At 64.1% G+C, this 23374-nt stretch carries 25 protein-coding genes and 1 pseudogene; 6 read left to right on the top strand and 20 right to left on the bottom strand.

The features are described from left to right. The first annotated feature begins 183 nt into the window (after positions 1-183). Entirely contained in the window at positions 184-423 is a 240-nt protein-coding gene (locus B0920_RS19955; protein WP_143745843.1) for a hypothetical protein, read from the top strand. Positions 424-858: 435 nt separating this feature from the next. On the opposite strand, the gene B0920_RS19945 is transcribed toward B0920_RS19955, so the two are convergent. The 5 genes and pseudogenes from B0920_RS19945 to B0920_RS26475 all read right to left on the bottom strand — a co-directional run. Then, positions 859-1242: a hypothetical protein gene (locus B0920_RS19945; RefSeq protein WP_078034372.1), complete on the bottom strand. Its 384-nt coding sequence runs from the start codon at positions 1240-1242 to the stop codon at positions 859-861. Positions 1243-1340: 98 nt separating this feature from the next. Then, complete coding sequence (locus B0920_RS25700) at positions 1341-2003, bottom strand: hypothetical protein (RefSeq protein ID WP_143745842.1); 663 nt, start codon at positions 2001-2003, stop codon at positions 1341-1343. A gap of 9 nt (positions 2004-2012) precedes the next feature. After that, entirely contained in the window at positions 2013-2687 is a 675-nt protein-coding gene (locus B0920_RS19940) for a hypothetical protein (protein WP_078034371.1), read from the bottom strand. A 158-nt stretch (positions 2688-2845) separates the two neighbouring features. Then, the gene (locus B0920_RS26480; protein WP_307188909.1) at positions 2846-3388 is read right to left on the bottom strand and encodes a tyrosine-type recombinase/integrase; all 543 of its coding nucleotides are present in this window, start codon (positions 3386-3388) and stop codon (positions 2846-2848) included. A 180-nt stretch (positions 3389-3568) separates the two neighbouring features. Then, a pseudogene (locus B0920_RS26475) lies at positions 3569-4042 on the bottom strand (alpha/beta hydrolase); the annotation flags it as partial. A 364-nt stretch (positions 4043-4406) separates the two neighbouring features. On the opposite strand from B0920_RS26475, the gene mutS reads away from it, so the two are divergent. Beyond that, positions 4407-7010: a DNA mismatch repair protein MutS gene (gene mutS / locus B0920_RS19930; RefSeq protein WP_229455797.1), complete on the top strand. Its 2604-nt coding sequence runs from the start codon at positions 4407-4409 to the stop codon at positions 7008-7010. Continuing rightward, positions 7010-7975 (top strand): hypothetical protein, encoded by a 966-nt coding sequence (locus B0920_RS19925; protein WP_078034369.1) that lies wholly within the window; start codon positions 7010-7012, stop codon positions 7973-7975. Before mutS ends, B0920_RS19925 begins: the two co-directional genes overlap by 1 nt. A gap of 76 nt (positions 7976-8051) precedes the next feature. Here the strand turns inward: B0920_RS19925 and B0920_RS19920 are convergent, their stop codons facing one another. After that, positions 8052-8591 (bottom strand): peptidylprolyl isomerase, encoded by a 540-nt coding sequence (locus tag B0920_RS19920; protein WP_078034368.1) that lies wholly within the window; start codon positions 8589-8591, stop codon positions 8052-8054. A 78-nt stretch (positions 8592-8669) separates the two neighbouring features. Between B0920_RS19920 and B0920_RS19915 the strand changes: the two genes are divergently transcribed. The 3 genes from B0920_RS19915 (at position 8670) to B0920_RS26310 (ending at position 10832) form a co-directional block, all read left to right on the top strand. Continuing rightward, on the top strand, positions 8670-9791 hold the full coding sequence (locus tag B0920_RS19915; RefSeq protein ID WP_078034367.1) for a cupin domain-containing protein: 1122 nt from the start codon (positions 8670-8672) through the stop codon (positions 9789-9791). A gap of 2 nt (positions 9792-9793) precedes the next feature. Next, entirely contained in the window at positions 9794-10270 is a 477-nt protein-coding gene (locus B0920_RS19910) for a hypothetical protein (protein ID WP_078034366.1), read from the top strand. 280 nt (positions 10271-10550) lie between these two features. Further along, the gene (locus B0920_RS26310; protein ID WP_078034365.1) at positions 10551-10832 is read left to right on the top strand and encodes a hypothetical protein; all 282 of its coding nucleotides are present in this window, start codon (positions 10551-10553) and stop codon (positions 10830-10832) included. A 734-nt stretch (positions 10833-11566) separates the two neighbouring features. Here B0920_RS26310 and bamC read toward each other — a convergent pair. From bamC to B0920_RS19835, 14 genes are all read right to left on the bottom strand, one after another. Then, positions 11567-12724, bottom strand: a complete 1158-nt coding sequence (gene bamC, locus B0920_RS19900; protein ID WP_078034364.1) for an outer membrane protein assembly factor BamC — start codon at positions 12722-12724, stop codon at positions 11567-11569. Positions 12725-12764: 40 nt separating this feature from the next. After that, entirely contained in the window at positions 12765-13649 is an 885-nt protein-coding gene (gene dapA, locus B0920_RS19895; RefSeq protein ID WP_078034363.1) for a 4-hydroxy-tetrahydrodipicolinate synthase, read from the bottom strand. Positions 13650-13703: 54 nt separating this feature from the next. Next, positions 13704-14285: a bifunctional 2-polyprenyl-6-hydroxyphenol methylase/3-demethylubiquinol 3-O-methyltransferase UbiG gene (locus B0920_RS19890; protein WP_229455792.1), complete on the bottom strand. Its 582-nt coding sequence runs from the start codon at positions 14283-14285 to the stop codon at positions 13704-13706. A 14-nt stretch (positions 14286-14299) separates the two neighbouring features. After that, positions 14300-15502, bottom strand: a complete 1203-nt coding sequence (locus B0920_RS19885) for a tryptophan--tRNA ligase (RefSeq protein ID WP_078034362.1) — start codon at positions 15500-15502, stop codon at positions 14300-14302. Between the two features lie 6 nt (positions 15503-15508). Then, positions 15509-16165, bottom strand: a complete 657-nt coding sequence (locus B0920_RS19880; protein ID WP_078034361.1) for a site-2 protease family protein — start codon at positions 16163-16165, stop codon at positions 15509-15511. A 112-nt stretch (positions 16166-16277) separates the two neighbouring features. Beyond that, on the bottom strand, positions 16278-16901 hold the full coding sequence (locus B0920_RS19875; RefSeq protein ID WP_078034360.1) for an L-threonylcarbamoyladenylate synthase: 624 nt from the start codon (positions 16899-16901) through the stop codon (positions 16278-16280). A 32-nt stretch (positions 16902-16933) separates the two neighbouring features. Next, positions 16934-17809, bottom strand: coding sequence for a protease HtpX (gene htpX, locus B0920_RS19870; protein ID WP_078034359.1), 876 nt, complete (start codon positions 17807-17809; stop codon positions 16934-16936). Positions 17810-17916: 107 nt separating this feature from the next. Beyond that, on the bottom strand, positions 17917-19020 hold the full coding sequence (locus B0920_RS19865; RefSeq protein ID WP_078034358.1) for a PHB depolymerase family esterase: 1104 nt from the start codon (positions 19018-19020) through the stop codon (positions 17917-17919). Between the two features lie 9 nt (positions 19021-19029). Then, positions 19030-19446 carry a CopG family transcriptional regulator gene (locus B0920_RS19860; RefSeq protein ID WP_078034357.1) on the bottom strand — a complete coding sequence of 139 codons (417 nt, stop codon included), beginning with the start codon at positions 19444-19446 and terminating at the stop codon, positions 19030-19032. A gap of 172 nt (positions 19447-19618) precedes the next feature. After that, a complete protein-coding gene (locus tag B0920_RS19855; RefSeq protein WP_078034356.1) occupies positions 19619-19828 on the bottom strand; it encodes a cold-shock protein in 210 nt (69 codons plus the stop codon). A 239-nt stretch (positions 19829-20067) separates the two neighbouring features. Continuing rightward, positions 20068-20898 (bottom strand): 3',5'-nucleoside bisphosphate phosphatase, encoded by an 831-nt coding sequence (locus tag B0920_RS19850; protein ID WP_078034355.1) that lies wholly within the window; start codon positions 20896-20898, stop codon positions 20068-20070. An 89-nt stretch (positions 20899-20987) separates the two neighbouring features. Beyond that, complete coding sequence (locus tag B0920_RS19845) at positions 20988-21536, bottom strand: FlgO family outer membrane protein (protein WP_078034498.1); 549 nt, start codon at positions 21534-21536, stop codon at positions 20988-20990. 5 nt (positions 21537-21541) lie between these two features. Beyond that, positions 21542-22213 (bottom strand): hypothetical protein, encoded by a 672-nt coding sequence (locus B0920_RS19840; protein ID WP_078034354.1) that lies wholly within the window; start codon positions 22211-22213, stop codon positions 21542-21544. A 272-nt stretch (positions 22214-22485) separates the two neighbouring features. Further along, positions 22486-23364 (bottom strand): alpha/beta fold hydrolase, encoded by an 879-nt coding sequence (locus tag B0920_RS19835; RefSeq protein WP_078034353.1) that lies wholly within the window; start codon positions 23362-23364, stop codon positions 22486-22488. Positions 23365-23374 lie beyond the last annotated feature (10 nt).

Here is a 23374-nt window from a genome sequence, read left to right as displayed (position 1 = left end):
GCGAACGTTCCGCCAACGACGAGTCAGCTAAAAAGGAGTCCACTAAACGCCGGCACTGCCGGCGTTTTCTATTAGAAGAGCCCAGCCGGCTCGGTCACCCTGTCCAAGCTGTAAATAATCAGCTCGGAGCAATCGGCACCGCGGCCGCCGCCGTCGCAGATGTTCATGATGAGGACCGAGACGATGAGCGAGGTGATGCTTCGCGCGCTTCGAAATCTAATCGCGAACGATGGCTATGCGATGACGTTCCATTCGATGAATCAATATCGCGCTGCCCTGGTTCGTCACTTCGACAATGGGACTGACGCCCCCAAAGCGAAGTACAGCCGGCCAGCATTGCTCAGGGATGTGCGTTGTATTCATGCGCTGGCGGGGCGGATCTCGACGTGGATCGACAAGATCAGATCCAGACAAACTCGCTAATAACGGACATGAGCCTACAATGCGCTCGGAACTGATAACACGCTCCCCAGCTGTCTGTCTGGCTGTCGTGCCGCCAGCCACTCAGAGCCAAACACCTGTCGAAGTGCTTGCTAAGTCGATACACCGTCAGCACTTTTGAACGATAGGAGAAAACCGCGAAGCCGCTGTATGTTGAACTGGAAGTGGTTGCCGGTGCTGTAGCGCTAGCAGCAACAACCATTCAACGGTTGGTCCGAGAAAACAATTTCTCTCACCCCCGGCCGCTCTCCGGCCGCCGGGTTGCTTGATTAACAAGAGAAAAAGAGGAATGGGCTGATACTAGACCCGTTTCAGACTTACCCCCCCCCGCATCCAAACACGGGGAGGCGCCAATATACAGGAGCATGAGCACTGCAATAAAAGTTGCAGCTTTTGAAGGCTTAATGCTTAAGGCCCTTATAGCTTACTTGAAATTCCCTCCGCTAGCTCATTAGCTGAAAATCGATTGTTTGCGATCGCCTGCTTCAACATAGTTTTACACTGTCCGGCCGTAAGTCTTTTCGCCTTATCCTCAGACAAAAGCCGCTGTATTATCTTAGCTACGGTTTGCAGGCTATCTAGGTCTAAGTCTGCGATATCTCGGTGACGAGACTTCAGCGCCTCCGGTCCAACAGTCGGGAGGCTTTCCACGACCTTCAGTCCCGCCTCTTGAACAACAGAAAGGGGGATTTCAACGAAGTCGATAGTCGCCGGTTTGTTCGTCGCGGCGAGCATCGCAAGCCTGGCATCGTCAAGATCTTGCTCATCCTTCGCGTACCAAACAGACAGTTCGCTTGCCATAGGCCGAATGCACGATGCGACTACATCTGCTTTGATTCTTGCCCCAATTTTCTCAGATCCAGCCCACTTTGCACGCTCAATCTTTCGAACCAAATAACTCATGCGCCACCAAGATCCTGGATAACTTGATTTCTATATCGGTCCAGCCATGGCCATGGGCACTCGATATCTCGCAGTATCGAAATCCCCTCGGGATGTCCCCACGCTTCATAGACGCGAATCGCTGCTTCTTTAACCTCTACAGAGGGATTAGTTACTGCGGCCACCGCTGTAATTTGACCGAATGGCTTGACTGAGTCGTAACTCATCGCCCCAATTGCGTTTAGCAACGCGACTACCACTGTTGGCTCACCTGCCATTTTTAGGTAGATACTCTGAACAACATTCCCTAGCAACTCTGGATACTCTTTTGCGAAACTGCTCAAATAGCGCTCAGATGGAGGTGTATAACCGTATTCAAAGTGCTCAGATTTTGCAATTTCCGCAAATTTCACTTGGGCATCGACCGAAATCTTATTTCTTCGAAGCGCTGCTTCCGACACGAAACCGCTGCCTTCGTCAACCTCGGAATCAATATTGGAAGTTGCAGTTTGCTGCACACCATAGACATTGATGACTAGCCCAGTTCCGCCGCCAGCGTATCGAACCGGCTCGATCAATCGTATCCTTCTTACATCCGGCTTCAAAAGTCCAGGCGAGATGGTAGTTCCCGTCTTCGCGTCCCGTTGAAAACTATCCACTGAAAAGGATGTCATGTCCATTTTGATCCACTAAAACTGGAAGGAAAGTTTCTGTCGCTCAACAATTGCCGCCATTGCCGCAAGAGCCTCGGCTAAATTCTTCGAGTCGTAGCGTGCCCCAGGCGCGTTTTGCAGGGTGCTAACGTCGTGCATCACCTTGATGCCATTGATTGGGGTTACCTTGTTGTTTACGACCATGGCTAACCCTGGCGCAAGCATTGCTTCGAAACAGAGGTTGTAGTCCATCCCATCTACAGTGACAGGGTTTACCCAGCGAGCCGTCCACTCGATCGAATCTTCACCGCTTTCGGGCAAAAGTTTCCGTCGCACAGCCAGCGTCTTCTCCGGCGTCTCCGCTTGAACGTCTATTTCATGAACGAGGCCTAGACGAGTAAAGGTAAGCGAACTGTCCAACCGCTGTACGTAGGTGACTACTTCCGAAAGGAACGAGTTCAGGTTTTCACTCGACGGCAAAAAGCTAAAAACATCGATGCGGTCATTGCCGAAATGGATCTGATCAGTTCCTCGCACCAGGCTAATTTTCTGTGCAGACAGCCCGTTGGTTGGATCTACGGATGTCACAATCTGGGGGAGGAACCCTAGCGTCGCAAACGCATTGAGCAGCTTTATCGTGGTATCCGGAACGGCTGGGAAGCTGAAGCTACCAAATAGTGCAACCTGATTTTTGAGTGCAGTGCGTTGCATAGAATTTCGAAAATCTCTTAGAGGTTAGGAACGGTACAGTCAATCATCATACACTACGCACCGAACTCCCCTTCTAATGCGCCTCAAGTGGTGGACACAGTCACCCGGAGCCATGCTAGAAGCGAGCCCGATACTAAGCGCGCAACTCATCTAAACCGTTACGCAAGCGAACTGTCACTGCCGGCCAAGGCCTCGTAGTGCTTGCTTAGCCTGCCAAGCCAAAGGCGCCGCTCCTGATCATAGCGATGCAAGTTATACACGCCCTCAATCCCGGACGGCATGTGGCCGAGCACGGCTTCAGCGACATCTGAGTTGCATCCAAGCGCCGTCAGCTGGGTGCGACCAGTGCAACGTAAGTCGTGGACTGACCAGTGCGACACCGGCAGCCTGGCACGCTTATAGTCCGGCCGGGTGGACGCATAGGGCTGGTGCATCCACACCATCGCGCTCACGGTCTCCTGCTCCACGTGTCCACTCTTTCCGGTGGAGGGGAACAAATATCCTTCCCCTACCGCCTGCATCCGCCGGGGCACGATCGCCTCGGCCCGACCAACGAGCGGCACGCGCAGATCGACCGCCTGCTCCCGCCACGAGTTTTTTGTTTTCGCTTTCGGGACAGTCCACCACAGGCCGTCCTTCTCGCGCGTGATCTCTTTGACCTCCATTTCCAGAATCTCGCTGCCCCTCGTACAGGTCCACATGTAGAGAGAGCACGTCCTCAACCAGACGAGAGAAGTTCGGCAGCCAGGTGATCAGCGTTCCTATCTCGGCCGGGCTGAGCACGCGCTTCACTGTGCCGATGCGCTCGCCCTCGCGCACGCGGCCCTTGCTGCGAAGCTTGCCGCGCATAATCTGCCTCCACCAGTTCGGCACCTCGGGATCTAGCCGGCGGAGTCGTGCGCGTATTCCCAGGCAGCACCGAGCTCCATCCTGATCCGACCTGCCTGAACTGGCGTTTGGACATAGGACTGCAGGATGTCGAAGGCAACCGCACGCGTTACCTGGGCAGGATCCATGTTCGCGAAGTCTGGATGATCCGCGAAAACCTTATCGATTGTGCGCCCGGTCTCAGCGATGCCCTTCGGCTGACGGTTCACCGATACGTGCCCCTCAAAGTATGCGCCACACAAGGTCCGAACGGATGCGCGGCGCGCCGCAGCGGCGCGCGCTTGCTTGGCGGCCGCCCTGTCTTGCTCACGCGCTTGACGCCGCACTGCTCCGGGGTCAACGCCGGCCGCGCGAGCGTCCCTGAGCTTCTCCCATTCGACCTCGGCGCGCGCTGGCGACATCTCTGGCCAACTGCCGATCTTCACTTGGCGCATGCCTTGAGCGAGAGGGCTTTTGTAGCGGTAGGTCCACGCTCTACCCTTCGTTTAGACCTCGAGTCGCAAGCCCTGTCAGTCGGAAATGGTAAAGTGTTGACCTGGCTGTAGTAGCTTGGCAGCGCGTGCATCGAATTGCATGTGTGATCTCCGGCGTAACTTTGGCGTAGCTTTCAATGTCCCGCTGGCACGGAGATTGGAATTTTAGCGTAGGTTTCTTTCCGGAACATTGAAAACATACGCCAAACCGTGAAGTGCAGTGACATTTCCCGACACTTTATGACATCAGTAAAAACGCCATACAGTCAAGCGTTAAGCCCAACAAATCATGCACTTAGATAGAGAAATGCCGTTAGATCAACGAGTTACTAGAGAACAAAAAAGTACCCACACGCCAATGATGCAACAATATCTGCGCATCAAGGCCGACTACCCGACCATGCTGGTGTTCTACCGCATGGGCGACTTCTACGAACTCTTCTTCGACGACGCCGAAAAAGCGGCGCGCATCCTCGGCATCACGCTGACCGCGCGCGGCGCCTCGGGCGGCAATCCGATCAAGATGGCGGGTGTGCCCTTCCATTCGCTGGACGGCTACCTGGCCAAGCTGGTCAAGCTGGGCGAATCCTGCGCCATCTGCGAGCAGATCGGCGACCCGGCCCTGAGCAAGGGTCCGGTGGAGCGCAAGGTGGTGCGCGTGGTCACCCCGGGCACCCTGACCGATGCCGACCTGCTGCCGGAAAAGGCCGAGCGTCCGCTGCTGGCCCTGTGCCTGCTCAACGGGCGCAAGACCGTCACCGCCGGCCTGGCCTGGCTTTCTCTCGCGAGCGGCAACCTGCGCCTGATGGAATTCTCGGGCGAGCAGCGCCAGGTCGAGGGCCGCCTGCTGCATGAACTGGAACGCATCGCCCCGGCCGAGATCCTGCGCGCCGACGGCGCCGACCTGTTCGAGGGCGCGCCGGTGGCCCACACCCAGCGCGTGCCCGAGTGGCACTTCGACGTGGTGAAGGGCCACGCGGCCCTGCTCGAGCAACTGGGCGTGGCCACCCTCACCGGCTTCGGCGCGGACGGCCTGGGCGCGGCCTTCGGCGCGGCAGGCGCCCTGCTGCGCTATGCCCAGTCGACCCAGGGCCGCGGCCTGCAGCACGTCAAGAGCCTGGCCTGCGAGAACGAGAACGAATACATCGGCCTGGACGCCGCCACCCGCCGCAACCTGGAACTCACCGAGACCATCCGCGGCCAGGAGTCGCCGACCCTGTTCTCGCTGCTGGACGGCTGCCGCACCGCGATGGGTTCGCGCCTGCTGCGCCACTGGCTGCACCATGCGCGCCGCGACCAGCGCGTGGCCCGCGCGCGCCACGAGGCGATCGAGGCCTTGAGCCAGGCGGACGCCTGCGACAACCTCTCGGCCACCCTGGCCCAGGTGCCGGACATCGAACGCATCACTACCCGCATCGCCCTGCTGTCGGCGCGCCCGCGCGACCTGGCCAGCCTGCGCGACGGCCTCAAGGCGCTGCCGGAACTGCGCCGCCAGGTGGCGCGCTGCTTCATCCCGGGCGACACCTGCCTGCTGCGCGAGGTCCACGAGGACCTGGCCACGCCGGAAGCCTGCCTCGACCTGGTGACCCGCGCAATCATGGAAGAACCGGCCGCGATGGTGCGCGACGGCGGCGTGTTCGCACGCGGCTTCGACGCCGAGCTGGACGAGCTGCGCGCCCTGTCCGAGAACGCCGGCCAGTTCCTGGTCGACCTCGAGACCCGCGAACGCGCCCGCACCGGCATCGCCAACCTGCGCGTCGAGTACAACAAGGTGCACGGCTTTTACATCGAGGTCACCAACGGCCAGGCCGACAAGGTGCCGGACGACTACCGCCGCCGCCAGACCCTGAAGAACTGCGAACGCTACATCACGCCGGAACTGAAGGCCTTCGAGGACAAGGCCTTGTCGGCCCAGGACCGCGCGCTGGCGCGCGAGAAGATGCTGTACGACCAGCTGCTGGCCGACCTGGCCCCGCACATCGCCTGCCTGCAGACCATCGCGCGCGGCCTGGCCCAGATCGACACCCTGGTGGCCCTGGCCAGCCACGCGCAGCGCAACAACTGGTGCGCGCCGCAACTGGTGAGCGAGCCCTGCCTGACCATCGTCGAGGGCCGCCATCCGGTGGTCGAGAACCAGATCGAGCGCTTCATCGCCAACGACTGCCGCCTGTCCAACGAGCGCCGCCTGCTCCTGATCACCGGTCCGAACATGGGCGGTAAATCGACCTTCATGCGCCAGGTGGCCCTGATCACCCTGCTGGCCTACGTCGGCAGCTACGTCCCGGCCAGCGAGGCCGTCATCGGCCCCATCGACCGCATCTTCACCCGCATCGGCGCCAGCGACGACCTGGCCAACGGCCGCTCAACCTTCATGGTCGAGATGACCGAATCGGCCGCCATCCTCAACGGCGCCACCGAGCACTCGCTGGTGCTGATGGACGAAGTCGGCCGCGGCACCTCGACCTTCGACGGCCTGGCCCTGGCCTGGGCCATCGCGCGCCACCTGATCGAGACCAGCCGCAGCTTCACGCTGTTCGCGACCCACTACTTCGAGCTGACCCAGTTGCCCGAGAGCCACCCGAGCGCGGCCAACGTGCACCTGTCGGCGGTCGAGCACAAGGACAGCATCGTGTTCCTGCACGCGGTGCAGGAAGGCCCGGCCTCGCAAAGCTACGGCCTGCAGGTGGCCCAGCTGGCGGGCGTGCCGCCAGCCGTGATCAAGGCCGCGCGCAAGCACCTGGCGCGCCTGGAAGCGCAGGCGCTCGACGCTACGCCCCAGCTCGACCTGTTCGCTGCGCCCGGCGCCGATGCGCCCCAGCTCGAAGAAACGGCGCCGGCAGCCTACGCCTCCGAGCCGGCGGACGACGGCCTGCGCGACGCGCTGGCCGCGATCGATCCCGACGCGCTCACGCCGCGCGAGGCGCTCGAACGGCTCTACGAGCTCAAACGCTTCGCCGCCTGATGCGAACGCCGCGCCCGCCCCTGCTCCTGGCCGGCGCGCTCGCCGCGCTGCTGGCGGCGGCGCCGGCGGCCAGCCGCGAGAAGGACAAGGACAAGAACGACGAGCACGCGCACCGGTTCGCGGTGATCGGCAACGACGCCAAGGCCGGTGGCGAGGACCGCCTCGAGCAGGCGCTCAAGGAGACCTCGGCGAAATCGCTGTCCTTCGTGGTCCTCACCGGCATCAAGGGCGAGAAGGAAGGCTGCGGCGACCGCCTGTACCAGAAGCGGCGCGACCTGATCGAGCGTGCGCGCCGTCCGGTGATCGTCTCGCTGGCGGGCAGCGACTGGACCGCCTGCCGCAATTCGCTCGGCCGCACCAACGCCATCGAGCGCCTGAACCGGCTGCGCGAGCTCTTGTACGGCGAACCGTCCTCGCTCGGGAACGACAAGCTTTCCCTGACCCGGCTGTCGGCCAGTCCGCGCTTTCGCAGCTATGCGGAGAACGCGCACTGGCAAGTCGGGAAGGTCTTGTACGCCACCATCAACCTCCCTGCCGGGAACAACCACTACCTGCCGGCGGCGGGCCGCAACAGCGAGTTCGAGGACCGCACCGTGGCCAACCGCTTCTGGCTCAACCGCCTGTTCGCGATCGCGCGCAGCGACAAGGCGCAGGCGGTGGTGCTGTTCTCGGAAGGCGATGTGCAGCCCTTGCTGCAGGAGCAGAACGGTGGATTGAAAGGGCTGCTGCGGCGCCAGCCGGCGGTCTACGACGGCTTCCAGGAGACGCGCAAGCAGATCCGCACGCAGGCCGCGCGCTTCAAGGGCAAGGTGCTGCTGGTCGATAGCGGAGCCGTCGACGGCAAGCGGCCGAAGATCGCCTGGCGCGACAATATCGGGCAGCTATCGGTCGGCACGGAGGCCGTGGAGGTGAAGGTGAAGCTCGGGAAGGATGCCGAGTTCGAGCTCGGCGACGTCGAGAAGTGAGCGCGCGGCCACGCCGCCCGGCATGGCCGCGATGGGCAGACCGCGATCGCCGGCCGGCAATCGCGTTCGATCGGGATTACTGCAGCGGCTGGCTACGGAAATGGTCGCCCGGCTCGCTGTCTTCCGCGTCATGGCCGTGATGGTGACCGTGCGCGCCATGCACGTGACCGTGCGACACTTCCTCTGCGGTCGCTTCGCGCACGTCGATCACCGACAGCTCGAAGCGCAGCGCCATGCCCGCCAGCGGGTGATTGCCATCCAGCACAACCTTGTCATCCGCGATGTCGGTCACGGTGAAGATGGTCGGCTCTTCGTCGCTGCCCTCCGCCATGCCTTCGAACTGCATGCCGACTTCGATCGGTTCCGGCAGGCGGTTGCGGTCCTCGACCTTCACCAGCGCCGGGTCATAGTCGCCAAAGGCATCGTCCGGCTCGACCTGGATGGTCGACGAATAGCCCGGTTCCTTGCCGTCGAGTTCTTCCTCGATTTTCGGCAGGGTATTTTCGTAGCCGCCGTGCAGGTAAACCATCGGCTGGGCGCCTTCCTCGATCAGGTTGTTCTGGGCGTCCGACAGCTTGTAGTTAACCGTCACGACCGTATTTTTGGCAATCTTCATCGCACATCCTTTCGTTGTAAGGTGCGGATTATACCCCCGATGGAAAGAGCGGCTCGCCCGGGATGGTTATAATGGCGCATGAAAAAAATACAGCTTCTTGGGGATATTACTCCCGCTCAGTTCTTGCGCGATTACTGGCACAAGAAACCGCTTTTGATCCGTCAGGCCATTCCCGGCTTCAAGCCTTTACTCAAGTTCGACAAGCTGGCCGAGCTTGCCAAACTTAATTATGTCGAGTCGCGCCTGGTCACCCAGCGTAATGGCCAGTGGGACATGCAGCACGGCCCGCTCGAGCAATTACCGTCGCGCAGCGAACCCGGCTGGACCATGCTGGTGCAAGGCGTCAACCTGCACGACGAGCGCGCCGACGAACTGCTGCGCCAGTTCCGCTTTGCTCCGGACGCCCGCCTGGACGACCTGATGATCAGCTACGCCAGCGACGGCGGCGGCGTCGGTCCCCACTTCGATTCCTACGACGTGTTCCTGCTCCAGGCCCACGGCAAGCGCCGCTGGAAGATCGGCTCGCAGCAGGACCTGAGCCTGGTCGATGGCCTGCCGCTGAAGATCCTGGCCAACTTCGAGCCGGAAGAGGAATTCGTGCTCGAGCCGGGCGACATGCTCTACCTGCCGCCCCACTACGCCCACGACGGCATCGCCGAGGGCGAGTGCATGACTTATTCGATCGGTTTCCGCTCGCCCTCGTTCCAGGAACTGGGCGAAGCCTTCCTGCAGTTCATGGCCGACTCGATCGACCTGCCGGGCCGCTACGCCGACCCGGGCCTGCAGCCGGCCAAGAACCCGGCCGAGATCCCGAAGGACATGCTGGCCACCGTCACCGAGGAACTCAACAAGGTGCGCTGGGACGAGGAAGACGTGACCGTCTTCCTGGGCGAATACCTGTCCGAGCCCAAGCACAATGTGTTCTTCACCGGCCCGGCCAAGCCGCTCACGGTGGGCCGCTTCATGGAGACGGCGGCCAAGCGCGGCCTCAAGCTGTCGAGCAAGACCCTGATGCTCTACCGCGGCAAGCACGTCTTCATCAATGGCGAGTCCTTCGCCGTCGGCCGCGCCGACAAGGCGGTGCTGGACGTGCTGGCCAATGAACGCCGCCTCGACGGCGCGCAGCTGGCCGATGCCACCGACGACGTGCTGGAAGCCCTGTACACCTGGTACCAGGACGGCTGGGTCGAGCTGGGCTGAGCATGGAAACGGGCGCGATCCGCTTCGATACCCGGGCCGCCCTGGACGAGCAGTTCCGGGCCTGCCTGGCCGCGTCCAGCGTCCGCCTGGACCTGTTCGATCCGGATTTCGCCGTCTTTCCCCTCGGCGCCTCGGAGGTGGACGCGCTGCTGCGCGCCTTCCTGAAGCGCGGCGGCAGCCTGCGCCTGGCCTTGCACGACAGCGCGCACATCGAGCGCCACTATCCGCGCTTCCTGCGCCTGCTGCGCGACTACAGCCACCAGTGCGAATGCCGGCAGACCCCGCGCGCCCTGCGCGAGCTGCGCGATTCATTCTGCATCGGGGACGACAGGCATGTGGTGCGCCGTTTTCACAGCGATCATATGCGCGGCGAAGCGGCCTTCGACGCGCTGGGCGCATGTGAGCTGCCGGGTCAGCGGTTTCTTGCCATTTGGGAAGAGTCGCGGGTGGTACTTCAGGCCACGACGACCGGCCTGTGAGCCAGCTTATCAGTGAAAAATTGCTTTAGAAACAGGGATTTCGGCTTCAGTTGCATCTTGTAACAATATGAAGCTTGGTTCTTCACAAAATACTTTCACTGAGGAATGAGTTCGCTATTGCGATTCAGTAAATTTGGCTATAATATCAGGTCAGGAAGGTTCCGTTGCCGATCTGGCAGTATTGCTATTTCTGAAAGCACGAGAATTCCGCCGAGCAATAATTACCGGTAATTATTATTCGCAACAAGCAGTAATACTTTTGTAAATACTAAGGAAAATCATGAAAAAATCCCTGCTGATCGTTTCCCTGATGGCTGTTGCTCTGGCTGCTTGCAGCAAGAAAGAAGAAGCCGCTCCGGCCGCTCCGGCTGCTACCGAAGCTCCGGCTGCTGCTCCGGCTGCTGACGCTGCTGCTCCGGCCGCTCCGGCTGCTGACGCTGCTGCTGCTCCGGCTGCTGACGCTGCCGCTGCTGCTTCGCAAGCTGCTTCGACCGCTGCTGACGCTGCTGCTGCCGCTTCGGCTGCTGCTTCGGAAGCTGCTTCGGCTGCTGCTACCAAGTAATCAGATTTTTTCTGGTTCGAAGAACCGGCCTGCGGGCCGGTTTTTTTTCGCCTGTACGATTCGTGCTCCACGATGGGCCCGGCGCCTTGTTCCAGCGCTAGCCTTCGAGTCGTGGCCGACGATGGGTTCGGCACCTTATTCCAGCGATAGCCTTGGATACGTGGCCGAGGACGGATTCGGCACCTTATTCCAGCGCTAGCCTTTGATACGTGGCCGAGGACGGATTCGGCACCTTATTCCAGCGATAGCCTTTGATTCGTGGCCGACGACGGGTTCAGCACCTTATTCCAGCGATAGCCTTTGATACGTGGCCGACGACGGGTTCGGCACCTTATTCCAGCGATAGCCTTTGATACGTGGCCGACGACGGGTTCGGCACCTTATTCCAGCGATAGCCTTAATTCGTCATTCCCGCGAAGGCGGGAATCCAAGTTGTTTGCGCTGTCGAGACGCGTGCGCACTTGGATTCCCGCCTTCGCGGGAATGACGTACTGGGGCTGCGGGACTGACGTTTTGGGGCTGCGGGACTGACGTTTTGGGGCCGTGGGACTGACGTTTTGGGACCGTAGGACCGACGTTTTGGGGCCGTGGGACTGACGTCTCTAGGCCGCGTGGATGACGTGTTGAGGGTCCGGGAATGAGGTTTTCGGGTCGTGCGACCCAGGATTCGCGCCAAGGGACCAGGCATAAAAAAACCGGCCCGCAGGCCGGTTTCTCATCGCATCACGCCGCGATCACTTGAGCTCGTCGTTCAGCAGCTTCAGGATCTTGGCCGCGGTCGCCGAGCTGTCCGGCTGACCAGCATTGGTCTGCACCGTCACCTCGCTCACGCTCGCACCCTGCGCGGTCTTGACCAGCACGCGGTAGCGCTGCGCTTCCTTGGCCTTCTCTTCCGAGCTGCCGAAGGTGAACAGGCGCTTGAAGAAGCCATCCTTGTTCTGCGCATCCGGATCGACGTAACGCACGAAGTAGATGCCCTGCACGCGATCGCGGTCCTCGACCGTGAAGCCGACGCGGTCCAGCGCCAGGCCGACGCGGCGCCATGCGCGGTCGAAGCCTTCGTCCACTTCCACCTTGTCGCCCACCAGCTTGGCCTTCTGCGGCGTCAGCGGCGCGTTGGCGACCGTCGCCTCGGCGGTCTTGACGTCCTTGCTGCCGGTCAGGTGCGCCACCATGCGGCTCAAGAACTGCGATTCCAGGCCCGGATCGTTCGGACGCACGGTCCAGACCGTGGTTTCCTTCTGGGCGCCGGTCAGCACCTCTTCGGCGCCACGGTGGCTCACGTAGATCTCGGTCGAGCCATCCGGCAGACGCTCCAGGCGGGTGCGGAACTTGTCGCGCTCGCCGGTCGAATAGGCGCGGTCGAACACCCGGCCCAGGGTGTTGCGCAGGAAGTCCTGCGGGATCTTGGAGCGGTTCTCGACCCAGTTGGTCTCCATCGTGCCAGTGGTCGCCGATTCGCTCTCGATGGCGAAGCCATTGTCTTCCCAGAACTGGCGCAGTTGCGGCCAGAGCTGTTCCGGAGTCTGCTTGACCACCAGCCAGCGCTGGTCGCCGGCGCGCTCGACGCGGATGCCTTCGAGGGTCAGCGGGCCGATCTGCTCGGCGCCGGCAGCCACCGGCGCCACGGTGGCGCCCTGGCTACGCTGCTGCTGGAAGCCCGATGCGGTGGCCACGCCCTTTGCGTCCGGCACCGCGTAGCGGTTGTCGCGTTCCAGCTTGGTCAGGTCGGGCGGCACGTCCAGCGGCGCGGCTTTCTTGGCGCCCCGGTAGTCCACACGGTCCGATTCGAACACGGTGGTGCAGGCCGCCAGGCTGAGCGCGAGCGCGGTGAGCGTCAGCGCGCGAGCGGCGGGAGCGGAAACCAGGGTCGTTTTCTTGCAAATAGTCATGTCGTTCGATGTCTTTACTAGGAAGCCGAAACCTTGCGGCTCAGGACTGCGGGAGAAGGCCGGCGCCGGTCAGGGCGGCGCGCACGGTCTCGTGGAATTGGGCGGACAGCGGGGCCAGCGGCAGGCGCAGGCCTGCAGGCATCTTGCCCATTTCGGCCAGCGCCCATTTGACGGGAACCGGGTTCGGTTCGACAAACAGCTTGGCGTGCAGGTCCAGCACGCGGTCGTTGATCTCGACCGCGCGCGCGATGTCGCCGGCCATGGCGGCCGCGCACAGCTCGTGCATGGCGCGCGGCGCCACGTTGGCGGTGACGGAAATGTTGCCGGCGCCGCCGCAGAACATCAGGGCCATCGCGGTCGGATCGTCGCCCGAGTACACGGCGAAGGACTTGTCCACCGCGCGCAGCAGCTCGATGCCGCGGCCGATGTTGCCGGTCGCATCCTTGATGCCCACGATGTTGTCGATCGCGGACAGGCGCACCACGGTGTCGTTGGCCATGTCGGCGACGGTGCGGCCCGGCACGTTGTACAGGATGATCGGCAGCTCGACGCTTTCCGCGATGGCGCGGAAGTGGCGGTACATGCCTTCCTGGGTCGGACGGTTATAGTAGGGCACGACCTGGAGCGAAGCGTCCGCGCCGACTTCCTTGGCGTGGCGGGTCAGCGCGATGGCCTCGGCGGTCGAATTGCCGCCGGTGCCGGCGATGACCGGGATGCGCTTGGCGACGTGGTCGACCGCCAGCTTCACCAGTTCGCAGTGCTCTTCCGGGGAAACGGTTGCGGACTCGCCCGTCGTGCCGACGATGACGACGCCGTCGGTGCCTTCCGCGATGTGCCAGTCCAGCAGCTTGCGCAGAGAGTCGCGGTCAAGACTGCCGTCTTCGAACATCGGGGTGACGATTGCTACGATGCTGCCCTTAATCATAATCTTTGGACCGTGCCAGTAAATAAAAGCCTGATTGTAGCGGATCGCCCGCCGCTATGGTTCATTCCTGACCACAATATGGTCGAGCCGTGCCTCGGTTTTGGCGTAGGCCGGACCCGCGGCGCATAGGCGCTGCACCTGGGCGGGATGGGGACGCTCGACGTGGCCGTCCTCGTAGGCCAGCACCTGCAGGCCGCCGTGCGCCGCCAGCGCCAGCAGCTCGCCCGGCGCGAGCAGGAAATCCGGATTCGACGGTTTCCCGTAGATCTGGTTCCCCTGGGCGAAGGTTTCGTAGATCAGGATGCCGTCCGGGCGCAGGCTGGCCGCCAGGTGGGCGAACAGCGGCCGGTACAGGTAATTGGTGACCACGATCGCGGCGAAGCGCCCGGCCTCGAAGGGCCAGGGCGAACCGTCTTCCAGGTCGTATTCCATGGTGGCGATGCCGGCGCCGGCCAGCGCCGCCAGGGCCTCCGGCTTGCGGTCGAGCGCCAGCACCGGATGCCCGAGGCCCGCCAGCAGGCGGCTGTGGCGCCCCGTGCCGCAGGCCAGGTCCAGCACTTCGCCCTCTTTCGCCAGCGGCGCGAAACGCGCCACCCAGGGCGAAGGCGGCAGGTTCATCATGTTCACCGGGCTCATTCCCGCTTCCTTGCTCATGTGTAGGATATCCCCATCGCTTCGCGCACGTCGCGCATCGTTTCCTGGGCCAGCTTGAGGGCCCGCTCGCAGCCATCGGCGACGATGGCGCGCACCAGGCTCGGGTCGTCCAGGTAGGGCTGGGCGCGCTCGTGCATCGGTTCCTGTTCGGCCAGCACGCCGTCGACCACCGGCTGCTTGCATTCGAGGCAGCCGATGCCGGCGCTGGTGCAGCCCTTCACCACCCAGTCGCGGGTGGCGGCGTCCGAGTACACCTCGTGCAGCTGCCACACCGGGCAGCGCGCCGGGTCGCCCGGGTCGGTGCGGCGCACGCGCGCCGGGTCGGTGGGCATGGTGCGGATCTTCTTGACCACGCTGGCGCGGTCTTCGCGCAGCGCGATGCCGTTGGCGTAGCTCTTGGACATCTTGCGGCCGTCCAGTCCCGGCAGGCGCGCGGCCTCGGTGAGGCGGGCCTCGGGTTCGACCAGGATGATCTTGCGGCTGCCCTGCAGGTAGCCGAACAGGCGCTCGCGGTCGACGTTGGACAGGCTGCCCGCGTCTTCCAGCATGGCGCGCGCCTGGTCGAGGGCTTCGTCGTCGCCCTCCTGGTGGTAGGCGGTGCGCAGCTCGAGGTAGAGCTTGGCGCGCTTGCTGCCCAGCTTGCGCACGGCGGCCATGGCCTTCTCCTCGAAGCCCTTTTCCCTACCGTAGATGTGATTGAAGCGGCGCGCGATCTCGCGCATCATCTCCACGTGGGGCAGCTGGTCCTCGCCCACCGGCACCATGCTGGCGCGGTAGATCAGGACGTCGGCCGCCTGCAGCAGCGGGTAGCCGAGGAAGCCATAGGTGGCCAGGTCCTTGCCCGCCAGGTTCTCGATCTGGTCCTTGTAGGTCGGCACCCGCTCCAGCCAGCCGAGCGGCGTGGCCATCGACAGCAGCAGGTGCAATTCGGCGTGTTCCGGCACCCGCGACTGGATGAAGATGCTCGCCTGCGAAGGGTCGATGCCGGCCGCCAGCCAGTCGATCACCATGTCCCAGGCGCTGCGCTCCACCACGGCCGGGTCGTCGTAGTGCGTGGTGAGCGCGTGCCAGTCGGCGACGAAGAACAGGCAGGGGTGTTCGGACTGCAGCCGGATCCAGTTCTTCAGGGCGCCGTGGTAGTGCCCGAGATGCAGCGCCCCAGTGGGGCGCATGCCGGAGACGACGCGGTCCGGGTACATGGATCCTTAGCTCAGGAAGATCGTGAGCGGCGCCGCGATCAGGTGGATCAGGAAGCGGCCGACCTCCATCACCGGCACCACCCAGTAGCCCAGCACGCCGACGAAGATCAGCGCCAGCACGATGAAGAAGCCATAGGGTTCGATGCGCGCGAATTTATAGGCCAGGTTGTTCGGCAGGATGCTGGTCAGCACGCGCCCGCCGTCCAGGGGCGGCAGCGGCAGCAGGTTGAAGGCAAAGATCAGCAGGTTGGTGAACACGCCGGCCTGGGCCACCTTGTGCGGGAAGTTCTCCTCGACCTGGAAATAAGCGAGCAGGAGACCCAGCACCAGCCACATGAAGGCCATGATGAAGTTCGCCATGGGTCCAGCCAGGGCCACGAAGGCCATCTGCTTCTTGGGGTTGCGCAGGCGGCTGAAGTCCACCGGCACCGGCTTGGCGTAGCCGAACACGAAGGGCGTGAACAGGTAGAGCGCGATCGGGATGACGATGGTGCCGAGCAGGTCGACGTGGACCAGGGGATTGAGACTCATGCGGCCCTGCGCATAGGCGGTGTTGTCGCCGAAGTACTTGGCGGCGTAGGCGTGGGCGGCTTCGTGCAGGGTGATCGCAAAGAGGACGGGCAGCGCGTAGACTGCGATGTTGCGTATAGTTTCAGGATCCATGAGCGGGATGATAGCAGAGGTGGCGGCCGCGGCCCGGACGGGCGGCGGGACGGCGGGAGCGCGCGCACGCGCTACCCTCAGGTGAAGGCAAGGTCGGCAATCGCAAGTCCGCTCAGAGGCCGAAGGCGGCCGGGTCTCCCCTGCCCTCGCGCACCAGTTCCGGCGCCGGGCCGGTCAGGTCGACCACGGTGGTGGGCTCGAGGGTGCCGGCGCCGCCGTCGATCACCAGTTCGATCTGCTTGGCCAGGCGGTCGCGCACTTCTTCCGGATCGGACAGCATGTGGTCGTCGCCCGGCAGCTGCAGGGTGGTGCCGATCAGGGGTTCGCCCAGTTCTTCCAGCAGCGCCAGCGAGATGCGGTTCTCGGGCACGCGCAGGCCGATGGTCTTGCGCGACGGGTGCGAGAGGCGGCGCGGCACTTCGCGCGTGGCCTCCAGGATCACGGTGTAGGGTCCGGGCATGGTGGCCTTGAGCAGCCGGTACTGCTGGTTGTCGACCTTGGCGTAGAGCGCGATCTCGGACAGGTCGCGCACCAGCAGGGTCAGGTGATGCTTCTCGTCGACGCCGCGGATGCGGCGCAGCTTCTCCACCGCGCCCTTGTCGTCCAGGCGGCAGACCAGGGCGTAGGCCGAATCGGTGGGAATCGCAATGATCCCGCCCGCGCCGACGATCTGCGCTGCCTGCTTGATCAGGCGCGGTTGCGGGTTCTCGGGGTGGATCTGGAAGTATTGGCTCATCGGGCAGCAGCTTCGTTGTCAAGGATGCGACATTATCGCAGCGCCTGGAGGGCGGCGATGCGCTCCTCCATCGGCGGGTGGGTGGAAAACAGCGCGCCCCAGCCGCCGCCGCTGCCGGAAATGCCTGACGCGGCGATCGACTGCGGCAGCGCGCCGGGAGCGAAGCCGCCCAGGCGGGCCAGCGCATGCTGCATCGGCACCGCACTGCCCAGCAGCTTGGCGGAACCGGCGTCGGCGCGGAATTCGCGCTTGCGCGAGAACCAGGCGACGATAATGGAGGCCAGGATGCCGAACACGATCTCGCACACGAACACCGTCACCATGTAGCCGATGCCGGGGCGCTCGCCTTCGCTGCGCAGCAGGACCTTGTCGACGAAGTAGCCGACCACGCGCGCGAAGAAGACCACGAAGGTATTGACCACGCCCTGGATCAGGGTCAGGGTGACCATGTCGCCATTGGCGATGTGGGCGACTTCGTGGCCCAGCACGGCCTCGACCTCGTCGCGGTTCATGCCCTCCAGCAGGCCGGTGGAGACGGCCACCAGGGCGTTGTTCTTGAAGGCGCCGGTGGCGAAGGCGTTCGGCGCGCCCTCATACACCGCGACCTCGGGCATGCCGATGCCTGCCCGCTCCGACAGGCGGCGCACGGTCTCGACCAGCCACAACTCGGTCGAGTTGGCCGGCTGGTCGATGACGCGCGCGCCGGTCGACCACTTGGCCATCGGCTTGCTCAGCAGGAGGGAAATGAAGGAGCCCGTGAAACCGACCACCAGCGAGAACACCGCCAGCGCGCCGACATTGATCCCCTCCCCCGTCACGGCGCGGCCCAGGCCGAGCAGGTTGACGACGAGCGACACCACCAGCACCACGGCAAGGTTGGTGGCAAGGAACAGGACAATGCGTTTCATGGAAAAGCCTCCTGAAGTCGGGTATGACAGGAGGCAAGATAGGGATGCGATATGAAAAAATCAAGGACACATCCTTAGCCAGGCCTTAATCAGGCCTGGATGACAGCTCAGTGCGGCCGTTGGGCCAGGAAGAAGCGCAGCATTTCCTTCGAGGCCGAAGGACCGGCGGCGTCGGTATGCGAGCCGGCCGCGTTGCCGCCCGACCAGGCGTGGCCTGCCCCGTGCAGCAGCCAGTGCTCGGCCACCGGGCGCCCCTCCCCGTCGCGCCAGGACTGCACGGTGCAGCGCCGGCCGGCGTGGTCGTGTCCCTCGGTGTGGCGCTCCAGCCCCGGGCCACGGGCCGCGGTGAACTGGGCCAGCACCGCCTCGCCGTTGGCGGCGTGGACCAGGTGGTCGGCGTCGCCGTGGAACACGATCAGGGGCGGCGCGCTGCGCAGTGGCCGCCACTTGCCGGGCTGCTTCATCGCCTTCAGGCCCGAGATCATGTCCCTGGCGCTGCCTGCCGCCAGGCCCGAGTGCACGCCGACCGCGGCATACAGTTCGGGATATTCGGCGCCGAGGATGGCCGCCATGGCGCCGCCGGCAGACAGTCCGGCCACGAAGACGCGCTCGGGGTCACCGTCATGCTCAGCGAGCACCCGGCGCGTCATGTCGGCAATCAGGGATGCTTCCCCGCTTCCGCGCTGCTGGTGGGCGGTCTCGAACCAGTTCCAGCAGAGCGAGTGGTTGGCCGCGCCGTCCTGCTCCGGGTAGAGCACCAGGCAGCCGTGCTCCTCGGCCAGCCGGTTCATCGTGGTGCCGGTCGCGAAATCGTCCGGGTTCTGGGTGCAGCCGTGCAGCATCACCACCAGCGGACGCGGCCCGCTTGCCGGCTGGGCCGGGACGTAGAGCTTGTAGCGGCGCGTTCCCGCGCCGGAAGTGAAGCTGCCGGCGAGGAAGCGGCCGGGGGCCTGCACCTCGTGCTGCGCGCCGCCGCGCGCCCTGGCGGGGCCGCGCGGGCGGGCGCTCCAGGAGGGCGCCGCATTGAGGTCGACGAAGGGCCGGGGGCCCGGCGACGGCGACGGCGCCGTTGGTGTCGTGGCGCTTTGGGGTAGCAGGCCGGATTCGGCCAGCGCTTTCTGGATCAGGGCGGTGGCTGCGGGCGCGTCCTGCGCCTGTGCGAGCCGCGCCGACTCCACCATCTGCGCGATGAATTGGTCGAGGGGTTTCATGGGTGTCCTTTAGGTATGGATGCGGTCCGCCAGGGCTTGCCTGGTGGCGGGCGCCGCGATGAATGCGCCGAGAACCTGGACCGAAGCGATGGCCTGGCGCGCGAGTTCCGGATCGACGTCGTCCTCGATCACGGCCAGGCCCAGCACATGGATTTCCAGCTGCTGGCCTTCCGCCACCACCTGCTCCAGCTCGCGCCGTGAATAGCGGTACAGGCCCATCACGTAGCGCTTGCGCACGACCGTCTGGCGGATCGCGTCTGCATGCTGGTGCAACAGGTTGCGGATGGCGGTGCGCACGAAATCGGTGCGGTTCGAGTAAAAGCCTTCTTCGACCAGCAAGTCCATCTGGGCCAGGTCGACCAGGCCGACGTTGACAGTGACCTTGTCACTGTCCGGCAATTTCTGTTGTGTTGAAACGAGCTTCATATCCCCTCCTATCCTCCTTACATACTCCAGTTGGAGTATAAAACGGGTATTTCAAGGGCTGGGAGATATTTCTTTTCTGGAGGGCGATGAAAAAAGCCCGCATGCGCGGGCTTCGTCGTGCCGCCTGCCGGCGGCACGGAAAGGGCGGGCGGTCCGTCGCCGGACCACGGCCTCAGATGCTGCGGATGTTGCTGGCCTTGTCGCCCTTGGGGCCACTGGCGCGCTGGAAGGACACGCGCTGGTTCTCCGCCAGGCTCTTGAAGCCTTCGGACTCGATATCCTTGAAGTGGGCGAACAGGTCGCCGCCGCCCTGGTCAGGCGTGATGAAGCCGAAGCCCTTGGAATCGTTGAACCATTTGACGGTGCCGGTTTGAGTAGTCATGTAAATACCTTGAGTAAAGATGGGGGCAATGCTGCCGAAATGCACAGGCAAGCAAGAAGGATGCGACTGGTGGGAATCAAACAGGAGTGCCGAATGGCGAAACGGGAAAGAGACCGACGTTGACGACGTCTTGATGTTGTGCGCGATTGAAGATACAGGACTCAGCGCGATTCACCTAATCATTTCGAAAGTATTTTTCGCGGCCGTGTGCGGATCTTGCGATCCGCACACCCTTGGCCTCAGAACCAGTCGTGCCAGACCGGCGTGAGCCCGGCCGGCAACGGCGGCAGTTCCGCGAACTCCACCCGCGCCTCGCCCGGGGCGTGGAAGTCGGTCCCGCGCGACGCCAGGAAGCCGTAGCGACGCGCCAGCTCGGCATAGGTCGCGTACTGGTCGGGCGTATGGCTGCCGGTGACCACCTCGATGGCGGTGCCGCCCAGCTGGCGGAATTCGTCGAACAGCGCGCCCTGGGCCGTGTCGCTGAACTTGTAGCGCCCCGGGTGGGCGATCACGGGGATGCCGCCGGCGCTGCGGATCCAGCCCACCGCCTGCTCCAGGGTGGCCCAGCGGTGCGGCACATAGCCCGGCTTGCCCTCGGTGAGGTAGCGGCGAAACACCTCGGTGGTCGAGCCGCATACGCCGATCTCGCACAGGTAGCGCGCGAAGTGGGTGCGCGACATCAGGTCGGGGTTGGCGACGTAGTTGAGCGCGCCCTCGTAGGCGCCCGGGATGCCTGCCTTGGCCAGCTGGTCGGCGATTTCGCGGGCGCGACTGTCGCGGCCGTGGCGGGTCGCGGCCAGGCCCTGGACCAGGGTGGGATGGTCCTCGTCGACCTGCAGGCCGACGATGTGCACGGTTTCCCCGGCCCAGGTGACCGAGATCTCGACGCCCGCGACGAAGCGCATGCCGAGTTCGCCGGCGGCGGCGCGCGCGGCCTTGAGGCCGCCGACCTCGTCATGGTCGGTCAGGGCCCAGACGTCGACGCCGCTCTTGCGCGCATAGGCCGCCACCGCGGCCGGCGCGAGCACGCCGTCGGAGACATTGGAATGGCAGTGTAGGTCGACTTTCATGGCAGGGCGAAGCGAAAACGCGTTCTGAAACAACACATTGTACGCGGATTGCCGGCCCTGCGCCGCGCTTTCGCCCGGCCGCGGGGCGCTCAGTAGGGCTGCAGCATGGAGCGGATGGTGCCGCCCTTGGCCAGCACGAAATCGTGTCCGGCAAGCACCAGATTGGTGGTCGGCTGGATGACTTTCATGTTGATGAAGATGGTGTCGCGGGTCTCGGCATAGGAGCCGACCACGACCGCCTGGGCGTTGTGGGTGCTGGCCACGTCGCCGATCTCGCGGGTGAGCATCAGCTCGCCGCCGTTGCGTTTCAGGTAGACGCTGTTGCGCAGCTTCATCTCCAGCATCTTCATGCCGTTCTGGGCCATGCGGGTCGAGATCTGCTCGGACACCAGGCGGCCCAGCATCGAGGTCTGTTCGAGCGCGTCGATGTTGACCACGGTGGCCATGATGAGGGGCTTGTCCTCGGCGAGTTTACCCTTGAGCTGGGCCGCCAGGGCGTCGGCGGCGCGGTAGTTGGCGGCGACGAAGGCGTTGGCGGAGACCGAGCTGTAGTCGGTGTCTTCGCGGGTGCTGGCGCAGCCGCCCAGGAACAACGGCAGCGCGAGCGCGAGGAAGCGGAACGAAGTCGGGAAGCGCATCATGGTCAGCGGTCGCGCACGGCGAAGGTCTTGGTCGGCTGGAAGGCCGCGTCGTAGAGGGCGCGGTCCTGGTCGGTGGTGTAGTAGACCGAGGTGGTGCGCGCGTAGTAGCGCTGGTCGTCGGCCACAGACAGGCTCACCAGGATCTCGGTCTTGGGCGTGGCGCCGGGGGCGAACTGGGCGTGGAACCATTCGTAGGCATCGTGGCCGAAGACGGCGGCCGAGGCCAGCCATTCGGGGCTGTGCTCGATGCTGGTCAGGACCCAGGCGCCCGCCACCAGGGCGCTGCGCTCGCCGGCGTAGCGGTACTGCGGGCGATTGGCCGCGAAGCTCACCACCTGGGTGTCGAATTCGACTACCAGGGCGGAAGGGTCCGGGTGCTTGAGCACCACGTAGCCCTGGTTCACGAGCGCGGTGTTGAGCTGGGAGGCGACGGCCTGGCTGAACGGGGATTTCTGCTGGGGCGAGACGTAGAGCGAACGGCGGGCGTTCACTTTCAGGGTCGGCTCCAGCTGGGTGACCATGTGGCGTGCGATCACGCCCCAATGGGCGGCGGCCTGCAGCTTTTCCTGCTGGGTGCTGGGGAAGTTGGTGGCCACCGGGACCGGGCTGTAGGGGACGGCGCAGCCTGCCATGAGCAGTGCACCGGCGAGCGCGAGAGCGGCTCGAATGGCCATCGTCTATCCTGTTCAGTCAAAAAGCGGCACCAGGGTTTGGTGCGGGTCGGGGAGGACTGTAGCACAGGCGTTGCCTTGGGGCAATTTCACTGAGGGGTGAACGCAACGCTTTAGGGGTGTTCGTGCAACTTGGGTCCCGGCCTTCGCCGGGACGACGTTTACGCTGACGTATCAGGAATCGAGGTGTTGGCCGACCCGCGCCTCCAAACAACGTCGTCCCGGCGCAGGCCGGGACCCAAGTTCCCCCGCGCACCGCCAACGCATTCCTTGCACTACGCCTGCAGAAACTCCTCCACCATCCCCGCCAACACCTCCGGCTGATCGTGATGCAGCATATGCCCCGCCCCCGCCATCATCTTCGCCGTGACCTGCTTCAGATGCCCCATGCGCCGGTCGATCTCCGCCCGCGCCTGCTCCTTCGGCCCCATCCAGCGCCACATCTCGGTCTCTTCCGCCTCCACCCACAGCACCGGCGCCGTGATCGCGCTCCAGCAGGCCATGATCTCGTCCACGTGATACAGCAAGGGCCCGCTCTGCTTGTGCGCCGGATCGCCCAAAATACGCCACTGTCCGTCGGCCTCCTGCGCCGCCCAGTGCCCGGCCAGGAAAGCCGCCCGCTCCTCCGACAGGCGCGGATTGGTCTTGCGCAGGCGCGCCGCCACCTCCTCCAGGCTGGCGTAGCCGCGCATGGTGGGCCGCTCGCGCAGCTCATCCAGCCATTTGGCGACGCGCCCCGGATACTGCGAGGCCCTGGTCGCCGGCAGCCCGAAGCCTTCCAGGTTGATCAGCTTGCCCACCCGCTGCGGCCGCACGCCCGCATACAGCCCGGCGATGTTGCCGCCCATGCTATGCCCGAGCAGATTGACCGCCTCGCCCGGCGCGTAGCGGTCCAGCATCACCTCGAGGTCGGCCAGGTAGTCGGGAAACCAGTAGGTGTCCGAATGCGTGCGCTCGCTCAGCCCGAAGCCGCGCCAGTCGGGCGCGATCACGTGCCAGTCGCGGCGCAGGCAGTCGACCACGAACTGGAAGGACGCCGACACGTCCATCCAGCCGTGCAGCATGAAGAGCTTGGGCGCGCCCTCCTCGCCCCAATGGCGGATGTGGCTGCGCAGGCCGCGGACGGTGAGGAATTCGGAACGGGAGGGTTTCATGCTGCCTCAG

This window comes from Massilia sp. KIM, from assembly GCF_002007115.1.
In the GTDB taxonomy this organism is placed as follows: Bacteria; Pseudomonadota; Gammaproteobacteria; order Burkholderiales; family Burkholderiaceae_D; genus Telluria.
Note: the sequence above shows the minus strand (reverse complement) of the source record. Positions and strands in the feature narration are given on the sequence as shown.

What these genes read in the sequence shown, in the direction of transcription:
- B0920_RS19880 (WP_078034361.1), bottom strand. Translation starts at nt 16,165, where the DNA reads ATGGATCCTGAAACTATACGCAACATCGCAGTCTACGCGCTGCCCGTC.
- B0920_RS25700 (WP_143745842.1), bottom strand. Translation starts at nt 2,003, where the DNA reads ATGGACATGACATCCTTTTCAGTGGATAGTTTTCAACGGGACGCGAAG.
- dapA (WP_078034363.1), bottom strand. Translation starts at nt 13,649, where the DNA reads ATGATTAAGGGCAGCATCGTAGCAATCGTCACCCCGATGTTCGAAGAC.
- B0920_RS19865 (WP_078034358.1), bottom strand. Translation starts at nt 19,020, where the DNA reads ATGAAACCCCTCGACCAATTCATCGCGCAGATGGTGGAGTCGGCGCGG.
- B0920_RS19910 (WP_078034366.1), top strand. Translation starts at nt 9,794, where the DNA reads ATGGAAACGGGCGCGATCCGCTTCGATACCCGGGCCGCCCTGGACGAG.
- B0920_RS26480 (WP_307188909.1), bottom strand. Translation starts at nt 3,388, where the DNA reads ATGTGGACCTGTACGAGGGGCAGCGAGATTCTGGAAATGGAGGTCAAA.
- mutS (WP_229455797.1), top strand. Translation starts at nt 4,407, where the DNA reads ATGATGCAACAATATCTGCGCATCAAGGCCGACTACCCGACCATGCTG.
- B0920_RS19855 (WP_078034356.1), bottom strand. Translation starts at nt 19,828, where the DNA reads ATGACTACTCAAACCGGCACCGTCAAATGGTTCAACGATTCCAAGGGC.
- B0920_RS19875 (WP_078034360.1), bottom strand. Translation starts at nt 16,901, where the DNA reads ATGAGCCAATACTTCCAGATCCACCCCGAGAACCCGCAACCGCGCCTG.
- B0920_RS19940 (WP_078034371.1), bottom strand. Translation starts at nt 2,687, where the DNA reads ATGCAACGCACTGCACTCAAAAATCAGGTTGCACTATTTGGTAGCTTC.
- B0920_RS19890 (WP_229455792.1), bottom strand. Translation starts at nt 14,285, where the DNA reads ATGAGCCCGGTGAACATGATGAACCTGCCGCCTTCGCCCTGGGTGGCG.
- B0920_RS26310 (WP_078034365.1), top strand. Translation starts at nt 10,551, where the DNA reads ATGAAAAAATCCCTGCTGATCGTTTCCCTGATGGCTGTTGCTCTGGCT.
- B0920_RS19850 (WP_078034355.1), bottom strand. Translation starts at nt 20,898, where the DNA reads ATGAAAGTCGACCTACACTGCCATTCCAATGTCTCCGACGGCGTGCTC.
- B0920_RS19840 (WP_078034354.1), bottom strand. Translation starts at nt 22,213, where the DNA reads ATGGCCATTCGAGCCGCTCTCGCGCTCGCCGGTGCACTGCTCATGGCA.
- B0920_RS19885 (WP_078034362.1), bottom strand. Translation starts at nt 15,502, where the DNA reads ATGTACCCGGACCGCGTCGTCTCCGGCATGCGCCCCACTGGGGCGCTG.
- B0920_RS19860 (WP_078034357.1), bottom strand. Translation starts at nt 19,446, where the DNA reads ATGAAGCTCGTTTCAACACAACAGAAATTGCCGGACAGTGACAAGGTC.
- B0920_RS19920 (WP_078034368.1), bottom strand. Translation starts at nt 8,591, where the DNA reads ATGAAGATTGCCAAAAATACGGTCGTGACGGTTAACTACAAGCTGTCG.
- B0920_RS19915 (WP_078034367.1), top strand. Translation starts at nt 8,670, where the DNA reads ATGAAAAAAATACAGCTTCTTGGGGATATTACTCCCGCTCAGTTCTTG.
- bamC (WP_078034364.1), bottom strand. Translation starts at nt 12,724, where the DNA reads ATGACTATTTGCAAGAAAACGACCCTGGTTTCCGCTCCCGCCGCTCGC.
- htpX (WP_078034359.1), bottom strand. Translation starts at nt 17,809, where the DNA reads ATGAAACGCATTGTCCTGTTCCTTGCCACCAACCTTGCCGTGGTGCTG.
- B0920_RS19845 (WP_078034498.1), bottom strand. Translation starts at nt 21,536, where the DNA reads ATGCGCTTCCCGACTTCGTTCCGCTTCCTCGCGCTCGCGCTGCCGTTG.
- B0920_RS19945 (WP_078034372.1), bottom strand. Translation starts at nt 1,242, where the DNA reads ATGGCAAGCGAACTGTCTGTTTGGTACGCGAAGGATGAGCAAGATCTT.
- B0920_RS19955 (WP_143745843.1), top strand. Translation starts at nt 184, where the DNA reads ATGAGCGAGGTGATGCTTCGCGCGCTTCGAAATCTAATCGCGAACGAT.
- B0920_RS19835 (WP_078034353.1), bottom strand. Translation starts at nt 23,364, where the DNA reads ATGAAACCCTCCCGTTCCGAATTCCTCACCGTCCGCGGCCTGCGCAGC.
- B0920_RS19925 (WP_078034369.1), top strand. Translation starts at nt 7,010, where the DNA reads ATGCGAACGCCGCGCCCGCCCCTGCTCCTGGCCGGCGCGCTCGCCGCG.